Origin of the sequence: Paenibacillus sp. FSL k6-2145 (assembly GCF_037976585.1) — a bacterium.
Classification (GTDB): Bacteria; Bacillota; Bacilli; order Paenibacillales; family Paenibacillaceae; genus Paenibacillus.
In genome coordinates, this window is record NZ_CP150267.1 from 4247588 (window position 1) to 4268059 (window position 20472).

A 20472-nucleotide genomic window follows, 5' to 3' on the forward strand; every position below is an offset into this window, starting at 1 on the left:
TCTACATTGGTTAGGTTGTACTCACAGTATACGCATGAACTGCATTTCGACCATTACGCTTGGATTCGTACAAGGCAGTATCAGCGTCGCGTAACAAGGACTCCAGCGAATCGGAACCTCCATTGTACTGGGCAATACCAAAGCTTGAGGTCAGCGTAATAGGCACTCCCTTAACATCCAGTGGATCATTCAACAAGGCAACTCTCAGTTGTTCGGCAAGTTTCTCGGCTTCTTGAAGCGAGGTATTCGGAAGAGCGATGACAAACTCTTCTCCTCCATAACGGGCAAATAACATCTCAGGGCTTAAATATCGATTACAAACGGAGACCACATGAATGATGGCCTGATCGCCAACATCATGCCCGTACGTATCGTTGATGCGTTTAAAGTGATCAATATCAAATAAAATAAATGAAACAGGTTGCGGATTAAGCTGAGCTTCACTCAAAATCTCCCGTCCTCTATGCAAAAATTGAGTGCGATTATAGATTTTGGTCAGACCATCGAAATAAGCCAGTTGTTTCAGCTGTTCTTGCAAGAAGCGTTGTTCCGTTATATCGATTAACATAATTAGACTGCCCACAGTCTGTGCATCCTTGTTATACACGTAAGATGTCCTGACCTGATAACAAACGGTCTCTCCATTTAACTGCCAGTACAGATCTGTTTGCAATCCTTCCCTGCCGTATTCAACGGGAAACGTCTTTCCAGCAAGATTAAGCCAGATATCATCCAAGGGTTGGCCAATCATGGTTGTATTAAGCTCTGGCAACATGTCACGCAGAGATCTGTTGTAATCGACCAGTCGATTGAAACTATCCAGTACAATAACACCTTCACGCATGCTCTCGAAAATACTGTCTTTGGCGATGGGGACGATGGTCAGTAGACGAGAGGATAGGATGGCCCAGATATACATGGCAGATGTGATACACATGAGTACGGGTACGGGGTCCATTCCGCCAGGAGTCAAACCAAGCAAGTACAGAAAAGCTGCGACCATAGGAATAATCTGTGAAGTAATCAGAGTAAGTAATTGACGACGATACATCTTCTTGGTGTGTCTCCATTGTCCAATTAGAATGAGACAGGCACATAACAGACAGGAGAAGGTGAATGCACCGTGCACAACATACCATTGACCCACTGCGATATCCATCAGAGGAACGGGACTATCTTCTCTCAGCCATACTTTTTTATAAAAAAGATGATGAAAGTCATTGGTTGCAACCATACATAGTGTAATGGAAGGGATTACAAACAATGCGGCAGTTACCTTTTTGGATAACGTTTTTCCTGTGTACTTTATCATCAACATGAGGCCAAGAGAAGCGGAGAAGGGCATGCCTATATACTCCACGGTGGTCCAAAACTTCATCTGCTCCAGCGTGTTGCTGGCCAGCTCAATTGCATAACCAAAAGTGTATATGGAGAGTGCTGCTGTGTAGAGAATGAATATTCTGGAACTGGGGATCTCGGATCTTCTGAAATAGGTATATAAACACAAAAAGACATTCAGCACGGCTGAAGTGGCTACGAGTGTTATATATGAATTAATATGCGATTCCATTGTCAGGTCTCCATGTTAGGTTAGGATGATTAAACCAGTAAAAAATGAAAGTTAAAGCACATCAGTATACTGTACATTGTACATCAGCCTAAGCAGCATAGGAATACACTTTGTATCATGAAACAGTCTAATTTCGAATAAATTTCGAATTTTGGCTAAACACGTATTGAAGCAAATCGATTGTTTGATGTCCAAAGATCGTGGTAAATAACGATTAGAGACAGCGCGCTGAGGCTTGAGTTGCTGTTGATCGCAAAAGAATAATCTGGACTGTTACTGCCATCCTACAGAATGAGACTTTTTTCAGAGAACGAAAGACAAGGAAGTGTGCAGTTATGTCCATGTCTTCTGTAATCCAAATATGTTCACATTTTGAGAGGAGAATGTTAGATGTCAACTACACCACAAAATCAAAAAACAATGCCGGCACAGCACCAGGATCAACGCCCCGGAATCGAATCAGAGATGCATCCCAGACCGGAATTTGAGAAGCCTGAATACAAGGCAGCAGGTAAACTGACGGGTAAGGTGGCGCTTATTACAGGGGGTGACAGCGGAATTGGACGTGCTGTTGCTGTTACGTATGCCAAGGAAGGCGCGGATATCGCCATTGTATACCTGAGCGAGCACGAAGATGCCAAAGAAACGAAGCGTCAGGTCGAACAGGAAGGACGCAAGTGCATCTTGATTGCAGGTGACATTGGTGATGATGCCTTTGCGAAGAAATCGGTTCAGCAGACAGTAGATGAACTGGGCAAACTGGACATTGTCGTGAATAACGCAGCAGAACAGCATCCACAGCAGAATCTGGAGGATATTACGCCAGAACAGCTGGAGCGTACATTCCGCACCAATATCTTTGGCATGTTCTATGTGACGCAGGCAGCCCTGCCACATCTGAAGAAGGGCAGTACGATTATTAATACAACCTCCATCACAGCCTATCGCGGCAGCCCGACCCTGCTTGACTATTCATCTACCAAAGGAGCAATCACTTCGTTCACTCGTTCGCTATCGATGAATGTGATTGAGAAGGGAATTCGTGTTAATGCCGTTGCACCAGGGCCGATCTGGACACCACTCATTCCATCTACATTTGATGAGAAAAAAGTAAGTGAGTTCGGCGCAACACAGCCAATGAAGCGGCCAGGACAACCGGATGAACTGGCTCCCGCCTATGTATATCTAGCTTCAGATGATTCTTCGTATGTAAGCGGACAGGTGATACATGTGAATGGCGGCGAAGTGGTGAACGGATAATACGTTAAGAACATTTAGACTCAGGATAAGATTGATTATATAAAGAGGCGTATCGCTTTCAGCATGGCTGAGCGGTGCGTCTTTTTTATATCAGGTGAATTTGTATGTCAAAGATGCGGTTTAGCACCTGTTTACAAAAGTCGGCATCTCTGTTGATACAACTATGATATTTTATTATTAGCCTTGTCTGACTGGAAACTCCCTAATCTGTGATATGATAGATCGAGCAATTATACTCGGAGGGACAAGTCATATGAAAATGAGCAAACAGAATGCAGCACATTATATATGGGGTGCACAGTGCGACGGTTGGCATCTCGTTCAAAATGAAACACTGAGCATTATTCATGAACGCATGCCCGCAGGAACGGCTGAAATACGACATTATCATTCGGTAAGCCGTCAGTTTTTTTTCATCCTCAGCGGTGAAGCATGTATGGAACTTAATGGAGAAACGTTTGTGCTGGAAACCCATGAAGGAATAGAAATTGCACCCGGAATGCCGCATCAGATGATGAATCGGAGCAACGAAGAAGTGGAGTTTCTTGTAATTTCCAATCCGGGTACCCGTGGGGACCGAATCGAACTGGATTCAATGTAGAGCAATTCATTAGATATTATTCTGATCATAAAGGAAGAGATAGATGAGACCGTTCCGAATTCGCCTTGCCATCATTATGATGGTGCTGATCGGCGTATCCGTCATTGTGGCTGGATATACGATGGGCAGAGTGTTTAAGACTACGCATATAGCCGCATTGGAGCAAACCATGGTGCGCGAGATTAATTTGCTCAAAGCAACTTTTCCATTCCATGATGCAAGTGATCCAACCTCGGAAGCCACACGAAAGTATTATTCAGATCGGGCGCTGGAACTGGATCGTCTGACGGATTCCCGTGTAACCTTCATCAATAAAGACGGCATGGTCATTGGAGATTCCGAGAGTGATCCGGCATCCATGGATAATCACTTGAACCGTGAGGAGATTAAGGGTGCCGTCGGAGATGGATACGGGCAATCCATACGTTACAGTGAGACATTGGGACAGGACATGCTGTATGTAGCACTACCTGTGAATTCGGATCAAAGTGACATGATTGAAATACCTAGCGGCAAATTTGATGGCTACATTCGCCTTTCCATGAGTCTGCATGCGGTTGATCAGGGTCTTCAGCGTGGTTGGATGATTATGTTTGCTGCACTAGGGCTATTGTTCTTAATTGTCGCGTTTGTCAGTTATCGGGTTGCACGCGGATTAACCTCCCCGATTGAGCATATTACAAAAGTTGCCCATCGGATCACCAAGCTGGAATACGATGCGAGAGTTGATGTAACGCGAAGAGATGAGATCGGACAGCTGGGGCTTGCGATAAACGGAATGGCAGACAGCTTGCAGTCCCAACTGAAGACGATTCGTGACAATGAAGCGTTGCTACAGAGTGTCCTCGCGAACATGACCGGAGGAATTGTCATGATCGACGCAGGGCAATCCATTGCACTGGTCAATCGGGAAGCGGAGCGTATGCTTGGTATTCAGGCAGGAAAAGTTACGGGTAAGCCTTATACTGAATTGAAAAGACACTACGAATTAACACGTACCATTGAAGAGAGTGTTGCCCTGAAAGAACGGATGCATGAAGAAGTGAGTGTGTTTAACCCGGAGGAAAAACTGATCCGTCTTGATGGAGTACCGATGTCCGAAGATGATGGCGGGTATCGAGGCATGTTGTTCCTGTTGCAGGACGTGACGGCGATTCGCCGATTGGAGTCAATGCGCAGTGAGTTTGTTGCAAATGTCTCTCATGAGCTCAAGACACCAGTTGCTGCGGTCAAAGGGTTTGCCGAAACGTTGCTCAGTGGCGGGGTACAGGATAAGGAGACAGAGCGATCATTCCTGAAAATCATCTATGATGAAGGAGATCGACTTAACCGATTAATTGGGGATATTCTGGAGTTATCCAAAATTGAATCGAAACGCGCACCGCTGCAATGCTCACCTGTTCATGTACACTCTTTCTTCGAAATGGTACTGGGCACCTTGTCCAAGGTGGCGGAGAAAAAGCAAATTCGTCTGGAAATGCATGTTCCGGAGGAACTGTACATTGAAGCGGATGAGGACAAGATGAAGCAGATATTCATCAATCTGTTATCCAACGGAATCAATTATACCCCCGATGGTGGGCGAGTGAAGTTACAGGTGACGATGGATAACGATGATGAAGTCATCTTTGCGGTGTCAGATACAGGAATTGGCATACCGAAAAAAGATTTGCCGCGAATCTTCGAACGGTTCTATCGTGTTGATAAAGGCAGATCCCGTAATTCAGGGGGCACAGGCCTTGGACTTTCTATCGTTAAACATCTGGTGGAATTGCATCATGGCAAATTGTCTGTAGAGAGTGAACTGGGCATGGGGACAACGTTCCGTGTGATCCTTCCATTCATTCAAGACGAAGAGATGTAGGCGTCTGGTATCAAAATGTAAAAAGTGTGTATTGTTTTACACCGCGTTAACAAATTAGTGCTATGATAGAAAAAGTGTTGTGGCAACAGACAACCTATGAAGAGAGAAGGGGTATCATGGCACAGCGTTTACTAGTTATTGAAGATGAACCTACATTATCAAGATTACTCACGTATAACCTGACACAGGAAGGTTACGACGTTACGGCAGAGGATCACGGATCTGCAGGATATGATCGGGCCTTGTCCCAGGAATTTGATCTCATTTTGCTGGATCTGATGCTTCCGGGTATGAATGGTCTGGACATTCTGAACAAGTTAAGAATACAGGGTGTTAGTACACCGGTTATCATTCTGACGGCCAAGAACGGTGAAGCCGAGGTTGTACAGGGACTGAAATCAGGTGCCGATGATTATATTACCAAACCGTTTGGTGTATCTGAGTTATTAGCCCGGGTGGATGCGGTATTAAGACGTTATTCCAATGGCGAAGATTTACCACAGCTTGAGGACAAAGATGGCTCACGAATTATTCTGGGAGAGCTGGAGATCTATCCATTGAAATATGAAGTGACACTGGGTGGACAATCCATCAGTCTGCGTCCGAAAGAGTTCGAAGTACTGCTATATTTGGCCAAAAAGCCGGGTGTGGTACTGACAAGGGATGATCTGATGAACGCTGTGTGGGGCTTCGATTATATTGGAGGTCAACGAACGGTGGACGTACACGTCAGCTCATTACGTAAAAAGCTGGAGCTGGACCCGGAATCAGTTCACATTGATTCCATTCGTGGTGTAGGTTATAAATTGGTTGTCAAAAGAAAAACTCCCCATCATTCAAGTTAACAATGATCGGGGAGTTTTATTTTACGTTTGTTTAACATAAAGGAGGATTTTACTTTACGTAGAGGGAGTAGCATGGACTTATCTGGGTGATACTTTATACCTACATAATCTATCTAAAGACGGAGCTAATACGTAAAGGAGATTGCGCATTTATGCCCATGTTGCTCGAAGTGAAACCTGACCAGCCTCATGTTGTTTTACATAGTGAAGAATTAATAACATCCCAAATGAAGCAGAGTGAAGAAACGGTTGTTGCTGAAGAATCTGTAATCCATTTGCATGACTATTATCGTCAGGTTCCTGTCGCCGGGGTCCATACGACCTGTGGAGAAGCTGCGACGATGATGAATCAGGATCAGGAGCACCCATGCATCGTATTATGTGATGAGCAGATGAAACCTACTGGATTGTTAATGCGAGAGACGTTATATCGGATGTTAAATGGCCGTTTTGCCGCAGATCTATTCTACCGTAAGCCGGTCATACAAGTAGTGAATACATCTCCCGTTATAGCAGATATTCATATGGAAGCCTCAACGATTATTGATATCGCACTTGGACGGAATGAACAGCATTTTTACGATTGTCTGCTGGTTACGGACCAAGGCAGACTGCTTGGTGTGCTGACGATGCGTGACGTAATGTCGCTCTCCCGCAGATTGCAACAGGCTTCTTCAGCAGAACGGGTACGTACGGTGTCCGAGAGCAGACAGGAGATATCCAGAATCAACGATGCGGTCACCAAGCTGGTGAATGCAGCGAATCAGACCGTTCATGAGGCACGTGAGATCATGGCATTGTCCAAGCAGGGCGAAGAGAGTTTGAAGCATGTAGATGCTTCCTATAACCGGGTACATCAGCATATGGAGAGTCAAGGACAACATGCGGATCACATGCTGAATTCGATCAAAACAGGCTCAGGCATGGCACATTCCATTCGCTCTCTGGCAGATCAGAGTGGTCTCCTCGCCCTGAATGCTTCCATCGAAGCAGCTCATGCCGGTGAATATGGACGAGGTTTTCAGATTGTTGCAGGCGAGATCCGAGCGCTCGCAAAACAGACCCGTGAGGTTGCGGGGAACATGTCTTCATTGCTAGAGAATATTGGTGGATTGACCCTTCAGACTGTTGAACTGGTTAAGGCAAGCGGAGCGGAGATTGACGACAGTTCGGTGCATGTCACCGCAGGGGGAGCAACGTTCCGACAACTGAACAGTGCAGTGAGAGATTTGTCTCGTATAGCAGAGGAGATCGCCATCGAAGGCGGAAAAGCTGGAGAAGTCGCAGAGCACATTCGTACGAAGCTGGATGAGATGGTTTCGAATGGTGAGTAATATAAGGTAGTCAATAAAGCAGGCATCAGCAATCAGATTGATCCATCAAGCAGATCATGAAGGTTAAGGATGTCTTTTTTACATTCCGTTAACATGAAAGTGATACTGTTTTTACAATGAAAGGGTAGGATATTAAAGATGGCCGAGCAGCGATGAAAGATTATCAGCATCGGTCTCAACGTAAAGGGAGTTTTCGTGTCCCTGCAGCGAAGGAGAAGTGAACATCCATGAAGGACCTCATTCACATTGAAAATCTTAATTTATATTATGATACGCATCACGCGCTTAAAAATATATCGATGGATCTGCCGGAAAAAACCGTTACTGCGTTTATCGGGCCGTCAGGTTGTGGTAAATCGACATTGCTTCGCACGTTAAACCGGATGAATGACATGATTCCGGGTGTTCGTGTGGAAGGACAGGTTATGCTGAATGGCTCCGATATCTACAGTAATGAGATTGAAGTGGAGACACTGCGCAAACGAGTTGGCATGGTGTTCCAACAACCGAATCCTTTTCCAAAATCCATATACGATAACGTGGCTTATGGACCACGCTTGCACGGGGTAACCCAAAAGGCTGAACTGGACCAGTTGGTGGAACAAAGTCTTGTCCATGCTGCATTGTGGGATGAAGTGAAGGATGTATTAAAAAAATCGGCACTTAGTTTGTCCGGCGGACAACAACAGCGTCTCTGTATTGCACGGGCGCTGGCTGTCCAGCCTGACGTTCTGCTGATGGATGAAGCAACGTCTGCACTCGACCCAATCTCCACATTGAAGATTGAGGAACTGGTGAAGGAATTGCATCACAAGTACACGATCGTTATGGTTACCCACAATATGCATCAGGCGGCACGGGTATCTGGACGCACGGTATTTTTCCTGAATGGTGAAGTGGTGGAGGCAGCTGATACGGAGACGTTATTCTCCACACCGCAAGATTCCCGGACCGAGGATTATATATCTGGAAGGTTCGGTTAAGCGAGCTGAATTGGAATGATCCCGGCATACCCGGAGATGATGGATAAGGAGGACATGAAATCTATGATTCGCAGAAAAGAATTTGATCAGGAGCTCGAAGAGCTGCGTACCTTGCTCAAACAAATGGGTGAACATGTAGGAGCAGCATTGGATGGTGCTATTGAGAGTTTACAAACGATGAACGCGGAGAAAGCTCAGGTCATCATCAAGAATGATGCGAATCTGAATGCCCTTGAAGACAAAATTATGGAACTTGGCTCCAAACTGATCATCACACAACAGCCGGTGGCGAAGGATCTCAGACGAATTATCGTGGCATTCAAAATCTCCAGTGATCTGGAGCGTATGGGAGATCTTGCGCTCGACGTGGCAAAGGTGACACTCCGAATGGATGGACAGAAGCTGATTAAACCTCTGGTGGATATCCCGCAAATGGCAGAAATCGTGAAATCCATGATCGATGAATCCATCGAATCTTTCCTGAAAGAAAACACAGACCTGGCCTACAAAATGGCTCAGACTGACGATCAGGTCGATCAACTGTACAGTCACATGATCAGTGATCTCTATACGTTAATGACAGAGCATCCTAATCAGGCTTCACAGGCTATGCTGCTGATGATGGTTGGACGTTACATTGAACGTATTGGCGATCATGCCACCAACATTGGTGAGAGCACGGTATATCTGGTGACAGGTAAACGTCCGGATCTGAATCAATAGAAGAGTATTGCTATGGAATTGGGGAATCAGTACTGATTAAGTAATGCAATCATATGAATGGAAAGGACTTTCTCTCAGGTAGGCTGTATACAGCTGTCTGTGGAGAAGGTTCTTTTTTTGCGATTAAAATGAAGTGAAAAGAGGCTATTCTTTTTGATGTGACAGGTGGGTATGGTATCATGAGAGTAGATGTATTTTGAAGAGGTTGACCATATAATACGCGAGGTGCTGGAATGGACAAGTTTATTCTCATAGATGGAAATAGCATTATTTACAGGGCGTTTTTTGCAATGCCGCCTCTGACCAACTCGAAAGGTCTGCATACCAATGCGGTATATGGCTTCACTACGATGCTGCTGAGACTGCTTGAAGAGCATAAGCCTACACATGTTATGGTTGCATTTGATGCAGGCAAGATCACGTTCCGCCACGAAGGGTATCAGGAATACAAGGGCGGTCGGGAGAAAACTCCACCAGAGTTGTCAGAGCAATTCCCATTGCTCAAAGAACTGCTGAAAGGACTTGGCATCGCTCAGTTTGAGCTGGCTGGATTTGAAGCGGATGACATCATCGGAACATTAACCAAACGCGCAGATGAAGCGGGCAGACAGGTGCTTGTTGTATCGGGTGACAAAGATATGCTGCAGCTTGCTTCCGAAAATGTACATATCGGTCTGACGCGTAAAGGGGTAACCGATATTGAGCTGTATGATCCTGCTCAGATTAAAGAGCGTTATGGTCTGACGCCGCTGCAAATCATTGATCTCAAAGGTCTGATGGGCGATGCGTCCGATAACATTCCGGGGATTCCCGGAGTTGGAGAGAAGACAGCGTTGAAACTGTTGCACCAGTTCGGATCGGTAGAAGATGTGCTGAACGGCACAAGTGAGCTGAAAGGCAAGATGAAAGAAAAGATCGAGACCCATGCCGAAGATGCCCGGATGAGCAAACAACTCGCGACGATTCACCGGGAAGTTCCGCTGGAGCAGACATGGGAGGATATGCAATTCGCTGGATTAAAAGAAGAACATGCTGGCCCTGCACTAGCTAAGCTTGAATTCAAATCCTTGCTCGAACGCCTGTCGTTCAGTGGCAGCATTGGTTCTGAACAGGAAGCGGTCCCTGCTGCCGAGGTAGAGTCTTCCATAGCAACAGAGGACAACATCAGTGAGCTGTTCAGTTCACTGGATTCCATTGATGTCCTCCACGTGGAGACACATGGGGATAACCCGCACCAAGCGAAATTGATTGGACTAGCTCTAGGTTCCGCTGGAACGTATACGTTCATATCTCCCGAATTGCTTCATTCCGAGGCTGCGGCTCCAGTGCGGGCGTGGCTTGGTAATTCAGACCAGCCGAAGCGCGGTTATGATCTTCATCGTGTAGACCTGGCCCTGCATGCGCATGGCATTGAATTCGCTGGTGCGTCATTTGATGTACAACTGGCAGCTTATTTGCTTGATCCAACGGAATCCAACCAGACGATTAGTGGACTCACGACCAAGTATGGTCTGCCGTCGCTTGTAGAGGATGACACGGTTATGGGCAAAGGGGCCAAGTACAAGGTGCCGGAAGTAGAGATCTTGGGTGATTTCCTGTGCCGCAAAGCCGCTGCTGTCGCAGCCATTATTCCACTTCAGGAGCAGGTGCTGGAAACGGATGAGATGAATTCGTTGTTCCATGAACTGGAGATGCCGTTGTCACGCATATTGGCGGACATGGAGAAACAGGGCATCAAGGCCAATACGGCAGATCTACAGGCTTTGGGCAGTGAGTTTGAAGAACAGATCAGCAGGTTGATGGCTGAGATCTACAAGCTGTCAGGAACGGAATTTAATCTGAATTCACCAAAGCAACTGGGTGAGATTTTATTTGATAGATTGGGCTTGCCAGTGGTGAAGAAAACCAAAACGGGTTACTCCACAGATGCTGAAGTATTAGAGAAATTGGCCCCTTATAATGATGTGGTCAAGCATATTCTGCAATATCGTCAGCTTGCCAAGCTGCAATCCACTTATGTGGAAGGATTACTCAAAGAGATTTCCGATCGCGATGGCAAAGTGCACACGTATTACCGTCAGACCATTGCTGCAACGGGACGACTTAGCAGTCAATTCCCGAACTTGCAGAACATTCCGATTCGGATGGAGGAAGGTCGCAAAATCCGGAAGGTATTTGTTCCTTCGGAACCCGGATGGTCCATTTTGGCAGCAGACTATTCCCAGATTGAACTGCGTGTACTGGCACACATTTCGGACGATGAGCGCTTGAAGGAAGCATTTGTCAATGATATGGATATTCATACAAAGACCGCTTCGGATGTATTCGGCGTGAAGCCTGAGGATGTGGATGGGGATATGCGTCGTTCCGCCAAGGCAGTAAACTTTGGTATCGTGTATGGAATAAGTGATTATGGTTTATCCCAGAACCTGCACATCACACGTAAAGAGGCCGCGCAGTTTATTGACCAGTATTTTGAAGTATTCCAGGGTGTCCGTCGATATATGGATGACATTGTGAAGGAAGCTCGCCAGGATGGTTACGTCAAAACGCTGTTGGAACGACGTCGCTACCTGCCAGAGATTAACGCCAGTAACTTCAATCTGCGTTCCTTCGCAGAGCGTACGGCGATGAATACACCGATTCAGGGAACAGCGGCAGATATCATCAAGCTGGCCATGGTACAGATGGATGAAGCGCTGCGGGAACGCAATTTGAAGAGCCGTATGTTGCTTCAGGTGCATGATGAACTTGTATTCGAAGTGCCTGCGGATGAATTGGAACTGATGAAAGAGTTAGTCCCTTCTGTTATGGAAAAAGCATTGGAACTGTCGGTTCCGCTAAAAGCAGAAGTCAGCTTTGGTGATAACTGGTACGAAGCGAAATAAATCAAGTGCTGCGCGGTTTTTCCGGTATTTTACAAAAGGACTTTCCATGTTTGAGATATAAGAAAAGGGTCCCGCTGAGCGCCATCTTCCGTTATAATATAGGGGAGGTGAGAACATCATGCCGGAATTACCGGAAGTCGAAACAGTCAGAAGAACATTGAATCAACTTATTGTAGGCAAAACGATTGATCATGTTACCGTTAGCTTGCCGCGGATTATTCAGCGGCCGGACGACATAGATGCATTTGCAATGGAACTCGCGGGACATACCGTCATTGGGGTGGAGCGTCGAGGCAAGTTTTTGCGTATTTTGCTGGACGGGCTGGTGCTTGTCTCCCATCTGCGGATGGAAGGAAGGTACGGTGTGTACGAGCAGCATGAAGATGTGGAGAAGCATACACATGTGATCTTCCATTTTAATGATGGTACGGAATTGCGTTATAAGGATGTGCGTCAGTTCGGTACGATGCATCTGTTCAATGCAGGTGAGGAACTGGTGTCCAAACCTTTGCTGAAGCTGGGACTGGAGCCGCTTGATCCCGCCTTTACGGTAACTGCATTCCGTGAGGCGGTTGGCAAGCGCACAACCAAAATCAAGGCAGTGCTTTTAAATCAGGCATATGTGGTCGGTATCGGGAATATTTATGTGGACGAGGCTCTATTTCGCGCAGGTATCCATCCCGAGACCATCGCCAAGACACTGACCGAAACTCAGTTAACGGTGCTGCATGAAGCGATTGTAGCTACGTTGCAAGATGCAGTGAATGCAGGGGGATCTTCCATCAAGTCCTATGTGAATGGACAGGGTGAGATGGGGATGTTCCAGCATCAACTGAAAATCTATGGACGCAAATCAGAACCTTGTACAACATGTGGTACGTTAATTGAAAAAACGGTGGTTGGTGGCCGTGGCACGCATTTTTGTCCGAACTGTCAGCTGCTGTAACATGAACTGAATGAACGAAATGATGAAATCATAGCACCCTTGGATTCCTCCCTCCATATACTGATATGGCAGAAATAAGCGGGCGTATACCCATACTGGCATCTTCAGTTGGCACGAGTACCGCACAGAGGAGGAGTCCGGGGTGCTGCATCATTTTATTTCATTGCTGGCGCTTGCTTTGGCGCTTAGTTTAGATGGTTTTGGAGTCGGGATTACATATGGGTTACGGAGGACTAAGATTCCCCTGTTATCTATCGCTGTTATTTCGATCTGTTCGGGATTGGTTATTGCCTTGTCGATGCAAGTAGGTGTGTTGTTGTCCCATGTGGTGTCACCGGATATCGCTTCGATTGTGGGAGCCGTCATATTGATAGGTATTGGCGCATGGTCATTGTTGCAACTTATTCGAAAGCAAGGCAAAGAACAGCTGGAAACAGACACTGGAACGGGTGAGGGAAGAGAAGCAACGGTAACTGGGATGGGAGAAGCACAAGAGAAACTGTCGGATTCAAAGGGCAGGAATCAGGTGCTCGCGCTGGATCTGGAACAGTCGGCTTCAAGTGGATCACTGGAACGAATGGTATTTACACTGGAGCTGCGCAAGCTGGGCGTTGTCATTCAGATCCTTCGCAGTCCCTCCAAGGCGGATATGGATAACTCGGGGAGTATATCTGCCCAGGAAGCGATGTGGCTTGGTATTGCCCTGTCTCTGGATGCGTTTGGAGCAGGTTTGGGAGCGGCACTTCTGGGATTCCCTACACTATGGACAGCACTCATTATTGCACTGTTTAGTGGGGCGTTTCTGTCACTCGGCATGAAGGTTGGCCTACGATTCTCAGCTCTGCGCTGGATGCGAAGACTGTCTGTATTGCCAGCACTATTGTTAATGATTATGGGAATAATGAAGCTGTTATGAGGTGAAACGATGAATATAGGCTTAACCGGCGGGATCGCGACAGGCAAAAGCAGTGTTTCCGCCTATCTCGCCAGTAAGGGAGCGTTGCTCATCGATGCAGACGTTATTGCCCGGGAAGTTATGATGCCCGGGCATCCCGTGTTGGCCGCCGCTGTTAAGCGGTTTGGACAAGCCATACTGAACGAAGATGGAACACTGGATCGGAAAAAGCTTGGGAGTATTGTTTTTCAACAACCTGAGGAACGAAAGGCACTTGAGGCTATTACACATCCGGCGATCCGAAGAGAGATGCGCGAACGGGCTGCTGCATACGAATTGCAACATCCGGATAAACTTGTGGTGTCAGATATTCCTTTGCTCTATGAATCAGGTCTGGAAGATGGTTTCGAGGAAGTCATGGTTGTATATGTTCCAAGGTCGATCCAACGAGATCGCTTGATGAGTCGGGATGGAATGACTGCAGCACAGGCTGAGGCACGAATGGATGTTCAGATGGATATTGAGCGCAAAAAACAGCTGGCAGACATTGTCATTGATAACAGCGGCTTATGGTCTGCGACGGAGCAGCAAATTGACTCATTTCTACAGCGTAAGGGTTTGTTATGAGAGTATTACGCAAGAAACGTGTACTGCTGTTGATGTTTGTGTCCTTTGTACTGGTATTATTTCTGAATACAAACTGGATGGCATGGTTCTATCCCATTCATTATAAGGAAGAGATTCGTACCCAATCTCAGAGCTATGAGGTTGATCCGTTTCTGATTGCTTCCATTATCAAGGTGGAGACCAATTTCAAGACAAGCAAGGAATCCAAACGAGGAGCCATTGGGCTCATGCAACTGATGCCAGACACGGCCAACTGGATACTGGAACAAGCCAAAATTCCCGACACTTCGCTGGAGGAATTAAAGCACGAGCCTGAACGCAATATTCAGTTAGGTACATGGTATCTGCGAAATCTGTCCGATCAATTCGATGGCAATGAAGCAGTTATGATCGCTGCCTATAATGCGGGTCCAGGCAAAGTGAACAGTTGGCTTAGAGATGGTGTATGGGATGGCTCGTTTGATACGGTGAAAGATATTCCGTTTGGTGAAACGCGTCACTATGTACAAAGAGTCATTTACTATTATAATCAGTATGTAAAGATCTATAATACGTTCTAAGTATATAAGTAGAAGCACAGAGCAGGCCGGTTATTCACCGGCCGCTCCATGCTCCTCTTGTAGCGTATTACGATGCAGATATTATTGGTATTGACCTGCCAATTGCTGTTCTGCAATTGTTACCAGACGCTTCGTGATGTATCCACCGATCGAACCGTTCTCGTAAGAAGTCATGTTACCTTGGTATCCGTCTTGTGGGATGCTGATTCCGAGTTCTTGAGCAACTTCGTATTTCAGTTGTTCGAGGGCTGCGGAAGCTCTAGTTACCACCAGGTTGTTGGAGTTACCGTTGCTTTGTGCCATTGCTGTTCACCTCCTCGCGGGTTGGTAAAAGTATTATGTGTAGGCAATGCGTTTTTCATTACAAAATCAGTACAGGGAATATGTGGTAAAAAGTAAAACGTGGGAAGTGATCTGATTTGAAGTGTCCTTATTGCGGTTATATGGGTACCAAAGTGCTTGATTCGCGTCCGGCCAACGAAGCAAAATCCATTCGTCGTCGCCGTGAGTGTGAGCAGTGTGCCCGAAGATTTACAACGTTTGAGATGATTGAAGAGACTCCACTGATTGTTATTAAGAAAGATGGCAGTCGTGAAGAGTTCAGCCGGGATAAAATTCTCCGCGGGCTTATTCGTGCCTGTGAGAAACGTCCAGTCTCCGTAGAGACCCTGGAAATGATGGTATCTGAAGTGGAGAAATCTCTGCGTAATACAGCTGATGCTGAAGTTGAGAGTCGCCAGATTGGCGAGCTATTGATGGAACAATTGTTTCCGGTCGATGAAGTGGCGTATGTCCGTTTTGCGTCGGTATACCGCCAGTTCAAAGATATCAATATGTTCATGAAAGAACTGAAATCCCTGTTGTCCAAAGACGATCTGGAGGATTAGTGAAGTGGGTAAAGGGAGAAGAGCAGTCTGGAGTTCCAGTCCGTATGTGCCAGTGAAATCGGTTGTTCTTCTCCAAACACTTTGGATCATGAAAAAGTGATTGACAGCGAAAGCTGGATTTTATATGATATAGGAGTCGCCTGTGGAACGTAGCAGTGTTGGACAAGTTATCTATTTCATATCCTGGGGCCTTAGCTCAGCTGGGAGAGCGCATCGCTGGCAGCGATGAGGTCAGGGGTTCGATCCCCCTAGGCTCCATAATCAAGAACGCCATCACATTATTGCGATGGCGTTTTTTTTGTGGTGAAATAAATCAGAACATTTATTAATGAAGTAGAATTTTGGACTTGGGGTCGAGCTTGGGGACGAATATTCTAGATGCAAAAATCGAGGGTTTAAAGTCCTGATCGTAGAGTTGTCAAAAAAGTACAGTTTGAAAACAAGGAGACCCTTCCGGCTGGATATTGTCCAACCGGAGGGGTTTGTATTTTTCTGTATACGCTTTCACTTAACCAGATATTCAACGAACCTTACAAAGATCGTGGCTACTTCGGCGCGGGTGGCGTTGGCTTTGGGAGCAAAAAAGTTGTCCGGCTTGCCTAATACGATGCCGATGTCCCGCAGTGCCTGAACGGCCTCCAATGCCCAAGAGCTGATCTCACTCTCGTCCGCGAAGGACTTTGAGTGGCTTTCAGGTATCTCATAGCCCTTGTACTTCATGTAGTTGTACAGGATCACCAGCATCTGCTCGCGCGTCATCGGTGAATTGGGGTCAAACAGGTCTGCGTTTGTACCGTTGACTATGCCTTTTTCGGCCGCCCACTCGGCTGCCGCCGTGTACCACTGTCCGTCCGTCACGTCGCTAAAGCGGGAACTCGTATAGCTGGAGAGGTTTACGTTCTCAAGATTGGCCAGTACCTGCACGAACATTGCACGCGTCATTGCGGTGCCGGGTGAGAACGTTGTGGACGTCGTGCCGTTGAAAAGATCGTATGTGTAGGCGAAATTTATATCGTTGTAGAACCAGTCGTCCATGTTGGCATCCCTGAAAGGATTGCCTGTTATCACGAGGAAGCCCAGTGGGGTGGCGTCATCAAACGCCAGCTCCGTACCCTCACGGATGTTCAGCGACATGCCGTTGTCTAAGCCAACTCTTGCGCCGCTCGGTCCTACCACAACCGCTCCGCTGCTCCGTATCTTCGATCCGTCGTGGATATGCAGCTGGTTGCTGTTTGGCAGGTCCACATGCGCGTCTTTGCCGCCTACAGTGACCGTACCGTCGCTCGATATCGTCGAGCCACCCGAAATAGTCACTGTGCTGTTGCCGCCGGGTAGTGTCACTTCGGCGCTCTTGTCTGCCGGAATGGTTACCTTACCGTTTGAGTCTATCGTTGTGCCTTCGGGCACCTTAATCTTCGTCCCGCCTTTGGTCGTAATCTCGCCGCCACCGGGGAGGGTGGTGTTGCCGTTTTTGTCTGTGACCGCGGATTTATCCTTCGGTGTATTCACTGTGTAGGTCGACTTTGGCGTTCCAGCGTCTGTCCCGGTGCCCGTATTGTCAGTGTTGCCCGTATTACCGATGTTGCCGGTATTTCCGGTGTTGCCCGTATTGCCGCCAGAATCAGGCACAGTGGGGTTCGTCGTCTTCATCGGCGTCGTCGTCGCACTGATCTCCGCGCCGTCGCCCTTTGCGTTCACCGCGATGATGGTGAAGCTGTAGCCTTGACCGTTTGTCAGGTTCTTGAAGGTATATTTGGTCTCCGCCGCATCCAGTGTGACCGGCGTTACGTTGCCATACCATACCTTGTAGCCCAATATCGGACTGCCACCGTCGTCAGCAGGAGCAGTCCAGCTCAATGTGACCTGTCCGTCACCCGCTGTCGCCTTGAAGCCGCTCGGAGCACCGGGCACGACCGGTTTTCTCTGCGCGAACATCCAATCAAAGACATCTGTGTAGTCATTGTTCCAAGCCGGCAAGTTAGAGGACTGCGCCGTAGGAGCTATACTCCAAGTTCCCATAGTGATCTGATTGTAAAGAACCGCTGCTTCCACTTCATGTGCTATATAATCAGCCATAACAGGTGTATTGGCAGGATTAGGCCTCAGATTCGGCTGATCAAATTGATTGTAGGGCCACGTAAGAGCCTCATTACTCTCAAAGCGTGAAGCCCTTGCGTTGATCATTTTCGGCATATTGTTATTGATGAAGTTATTGAGGTTAGTCTGGTAGCCTCCAACATTATGAGCATTTACAAACATCCAATAGGCCAGGTTGTTGTGAGCGTCATTGTCCTTAGCGTTCGGTGAACCACTTACCGGGGCCATAGGTGCAGCGGCAGCGAAGAAGCCAGGATAGCTGTTAACTAAGTTGTTGGTATACTGGCCGCCCCAGGAGAAGCCCGCCGCGTAAACACGGTTAGAGTCTACTTCGCCGCTAGCAATCAAGGCGTCTATGACCTTCTTAACATTCTCTGTTGAGGGAACAGATACGCCATTATAGGAAATATTCAGTACATGGCTGGCGTACTTATCGGGATTTTGCTCCATCTTTTTCATTAGAGCGACTGAGCCGTTGGCGGATTTCATGGCCGCTTTTTGGTCTGTCGCAGCGTTTGTGCCGCCGCGTGACATGCCGTGAGTATAAACATACAGTGGCAATCCTTTCATCACCTTACCATCATCATCCCTGTGAAGGTAGAGCGAACGATTGACCGAATTGTCCGTGAAAGTAGTGAACTTATCGAGGATTGGATTCACAACCTTTTCCTGTTCAAAAACCACGTTGTGAAGCGGATTTCCTTCTGTCAGTACAATCTCTCCGTTTTGGACAATGGTGTAAACCTGCTTTGTCGAGTTACTGCTGCCATCCAGCGTTGTATTGCCGCCGCTCTCTGAATAAAACTCAGACTCAACGACGATGTAACGACCGCTCTCCAGTCCGTCCTGATAATCGGGTGAATTGCTAACCTGCCCCACATAGCCGCGTACCTTTGGCTCGTCATTAGCGTATACCCTAGTGATCTTGCGCGTCCCTTCAAAGGTCACCGCTTCGCCGTTCAGAGTCGTGTTCCTAGCTGACAAAGTAAACAAGCCCGGATTAAGCTCGGAGCCTAACGCAGCCTTCCCCTCGCCTAAGTCAATGATGACAGCCGTTGTGTATTCGCCACTGGCGAAGTTGTCATTCCATACGATAAAGGGGAGTATCCCCGCGTCCGGATCATTTTTGAATGTCACATGAATGGTATGGTCTGTTTCAATATTCGTAAAGGTATACGTGCCAGCAGATAGAGTTACGATCTCGCCGTCTACCGTTACAGTATCCACAACTTTGCCGTAATCGGGGGTAAACGTAATTTCTTTGTTAGAGCCTCGATCTATTCTCAGAACATCGCCGGGTGGGTTCAACGTTATTCGGCCCCCCGGACCTGCAGTTGCGGTGATTGATAATCTGTTATCCACTTCATTGGCTAAGGTGAGCTGCAGGCTGTCTGTAAATGAAACAGAGCTGGTATAAGCCGCGTCCGGATCTCCGAAACTGGAAACGACTTCATAGCGGTCACCGCCCTTTTCCGTTGAGTTATTAATGTAAACCTCAAAGGTAAGCATTCCCTCCTGTAAGATCAAATTTCTTTTGGGTATTCTCATCTCCACGATATATCCTGTTTCCGTGATCTGGGTCCATGCAGCTCTGCCTGGAGCGGCCTGCCCTGAAAACACACCCGTCGCGCTGACGCGCCATTGGTTTGAGCCTGAGGTTCCGGTGCCAACATAAAACTCCAGACTGTCGTATCGGTGATCTCCACCGGCTCCCTGATATAGATTACTGTCTTGTACAACTACGCGGGCATACAGATAGTCATGATCCCAAAGGATTCTGGCTGTGCCCGTGGCATGGGGTCTTGGGTCGGTGGGCACAGTGCTTTTGTTGATGTGATGCTCCATTGTTTGGCTCCAGAGTGGGTCGTTTGACCCGAGTTCGGGAGTTCCAAAAATGGCGGTGGGTGTTTCATTCGCTTCTGCGTTCTCGATGTTGTCAGTAGCGGCGGCATAGCTGGTAGGCAATAGCGACGCCACCATTACCAAGCAACAGAGGAACGCGAGCATTCTGCTAAATCGTTTTGGCATAAATGAAAATCCTCCTTATTTTTCGATCGGGTGCGCCCACGGCTTACCCGCATCGTATTTGGACACATTGTCCATATGACAAGCGCCCAACTATATATATTAAGTTTATCAGGGGTTAAATCCTTTAATTTACACATAAACCATACGTAAACATCTAGAACGGCAGAGATGCCGTTTTATTGTTTTGATAATCTTGTACGCATCTGTGCATGTAGATTGCTTCATATGAATGGTGTTGCAGTCTGCATCAATTTCAAATTGCAATAAAAAAATCCACATTATTAACAAGATAGTACATTGAATTGAAAGTCTTGAATACGTAATATGAGAAGAAATGTAAGCGCATTCTTTTTAAGGTGCTTCT

At 47.0% G+C, this 20472-nt stretch carries 16 protein-coding genes and 1 tRNA gene; 14 read left to right on the plus strand and 3 right to left on the minus strand.

What is annotated here, in order from left to right; translation table 11 throughout:
• Positions 1-10 precede the first annotated feature (10 nt).
• Complete coding sequence (locus NZ043_RS18960) at positions 11-1570, minus strand: histidine kinase N-terminal 7TM domain-containing protein (protein ID WP_133384190.1); 1560 nt, start codon at positions 1568-1570, stop codon at positions 11-13.
• 390 nt (positions 1571-1960) lie between these two features.
• Between NZ043_RS18960 and NZ043_RS18965 the strand changes: the two genes are divergently transcribed.
• From NZ043_RS18965 to NZ043_RS19020, 12 genes are all read left to right on the plus strand, one after another.
• Positions 1961-2830 (plus strand): SDR family oxidoreductase, encoded by an 870-nt coding sequence (locus NZ043_RS18965; protein WP_091032538.1) that lies wholly within the window; start codon positions 1961-1963, stop codon positions 2828-2830.
• 253 nt (positions 2831-3083) lie between these two features.
• The gene (locus NZ043_RS18970; RefSeq protein ID WP_091032535.1) at positions 3084-3431 is read left to right on the plus strand and encodes a cupin domain-containing protein; all 348 of its coding nucleotides are present in this window, start codon (positions 3084-3086) and stop codon (positions 3429-3431) included.
• Between the two features lie 43 nt (positions 3432-3474).
• Positions 3475-5295 (plus strand): ATP-binding protein, encoded by a 1821-nt coding sequence (locus tag NZ043_RS18975; protein ID WP_133384192.1) that lies wholly within the window; start codon positions 3475-3477, stop codon positions 5293-5295.
• A gap of 116 nt (positions 5296-5411) precedes the next feature.
• Positions 5412-6140, plus strand: coding sequence for a response regulator transcription factor (locus tag NZ043_RS18980; protein WP_091032528.1), 729 nt, complete (start codon positions 5412-5414; stop codon positions 6138-6140).
• A gap of 152 nt (positions 6141-6292) precedes the next feature.
• Positions 6293-7474, plus strand: coding sequence for a methyl-accepting chemotaxis protein (locus NZ043_RS18985; RefSeq protein ID WP_339309053.1), 1182 nt, complete (start codon positions 6293-6295; stop codon positions 7472-7474).
• 227 nt (positions 7475-7701) lie between these two features.
• A complete protein-coding gene (pstB, locus tag NZ043_RS18990; RefSeq protein ID WP_036609821.1) occupies positions 7702-8457 on the plus strand; it encodes a phosphate ABC transporter ATP-binding protein PstB in 756 nt (251 codons plus the stop codon).
• Between the two features lie 63 nt (positions 8458-8520).
• Positions 8521-9180 (plus strand): phosphate signaling complex protein PhoU, encoded by a 660-nt coding sequence (gene phoU / locus NZ043_RS18995; RefSeq protein WP_017689478.1) that lies wholly within the window; start codon positions 8521-8523, stop codon positions 9178-9180.
• Between the two features lie 233 nt (positions 9181-9413).
• Entirely contained in the window at positions 9414-12068 is a 2655-nt protein-coding gene (polA, locus tag NZ043_RS19000) for a DNA polymerase I (protein WP_339309054.1), read from the plus strand.
• Positions 12069-12186: 118 nt separating this feature from the next.
• Positions 12187-13014: a DNA-formamidopyrimidine glycosylase gene (mutM, locus tag NZ043_RS19005; protein ID WP_289391883.1), complete on the plus strand. Its 828-nt coding sequence runs from the start codon at positions 12187-12189 to the stop codon at positions 13012-13014.
• Between the two features lie 100 nt (positions 13015-13114).
• Positions 13115-13930 carry an MntP/YtaF family protein gene (locus NZ043_RS19010; RefSeq protein ID WP_133384195.1) on the plus strand — a complete coding sequence of 272 codons (816 nt, stop codon included), beginning with the start codon at positions 13115-13117 and terminating at the stop codon, positions 13928-13930.
• 9 nt (positions 13931-13939) lie between these two features.
• Positions 13940-14536, plus strand: a complete 597-nt coding sequence (gene coaE, locus NZ043_RS19015; RefSeq protein ID WP_339309055.1) for a dephospho-CoA kinase — start codon at positions 13940-13942, stop codon at positions 14534-14536.
• A complete protein-coding gene (locus NZ043_RS19020; RefSeq protein WP_091032514.1) occupies positions 14533-15096 on the plus strand; it encodes a lytic transglycosylase domain-containing protein in 564 nt (187 codons plus the stop codon). Before coaE ends, NZ043_RS19020 begins: the two co-directional genes overlap by 4 nt.
• Positions 15097-15177: 81 nt before the next feature.
• Here NZ043_RS19020 and NZ043_RS19025 read toward each other — a convergent pair whose 3' ends face one another.
• A complete protein-coding gene (locus NZ043_RS19025) occupies positions 15178-15399 on the minus strand; it encodes an alpha/beta-type small acid-soluble spore protein (protein ID WP_091032511.1) in 222 nt (73 codons plus the stop codon).
• A 116-nt stretch (positions 15400-15515) separates the two neighbouring features.
• On the opposite strand from NZ043_RS19025, the gene nrdR reads away from it, so the two are divergent.
• Together nrdR and NZ043_RS19035 are read left to right on the plus strand one after the other, a co-directional pair.
• The gene (gene nrdR / locus NZ043_RS19030) at positions 15516-15983 is read left to right on the plus strand and encodes a transcriptional regulator NrdR (protein WP_036609807.1); all 468 of its coding nucleotides are present in this window, start codon (positions 15516-15518) and stop codon (positions 15981-15983) included.
• A gap of 185 nt (positions 15984-16168) precedes the next feature.
• A tRNA-Ala gene (locus NZ043_RS19035) sits at positions 16169-16241 on the plus strand.
• A 246-nt stretch (positions 16242-16487) separates the two neighbouring features.
• Here NZ043_RS19035 and NZ043_RS19040 read toward each other — a convergent pair.
• Positions 16488-20108: an S-layer homology domain-containing protein gene (locus NZ043_RS19040; RefSeq protein ID WP_339309056.1), complete on the minus strand. Its 3621-nt coding sequence runs from the start codon at positions 20106-20108 to the stop codon at positions 16488-16490.
• Positions 20109-20472 lie beyond the last annotated feature (364 nt).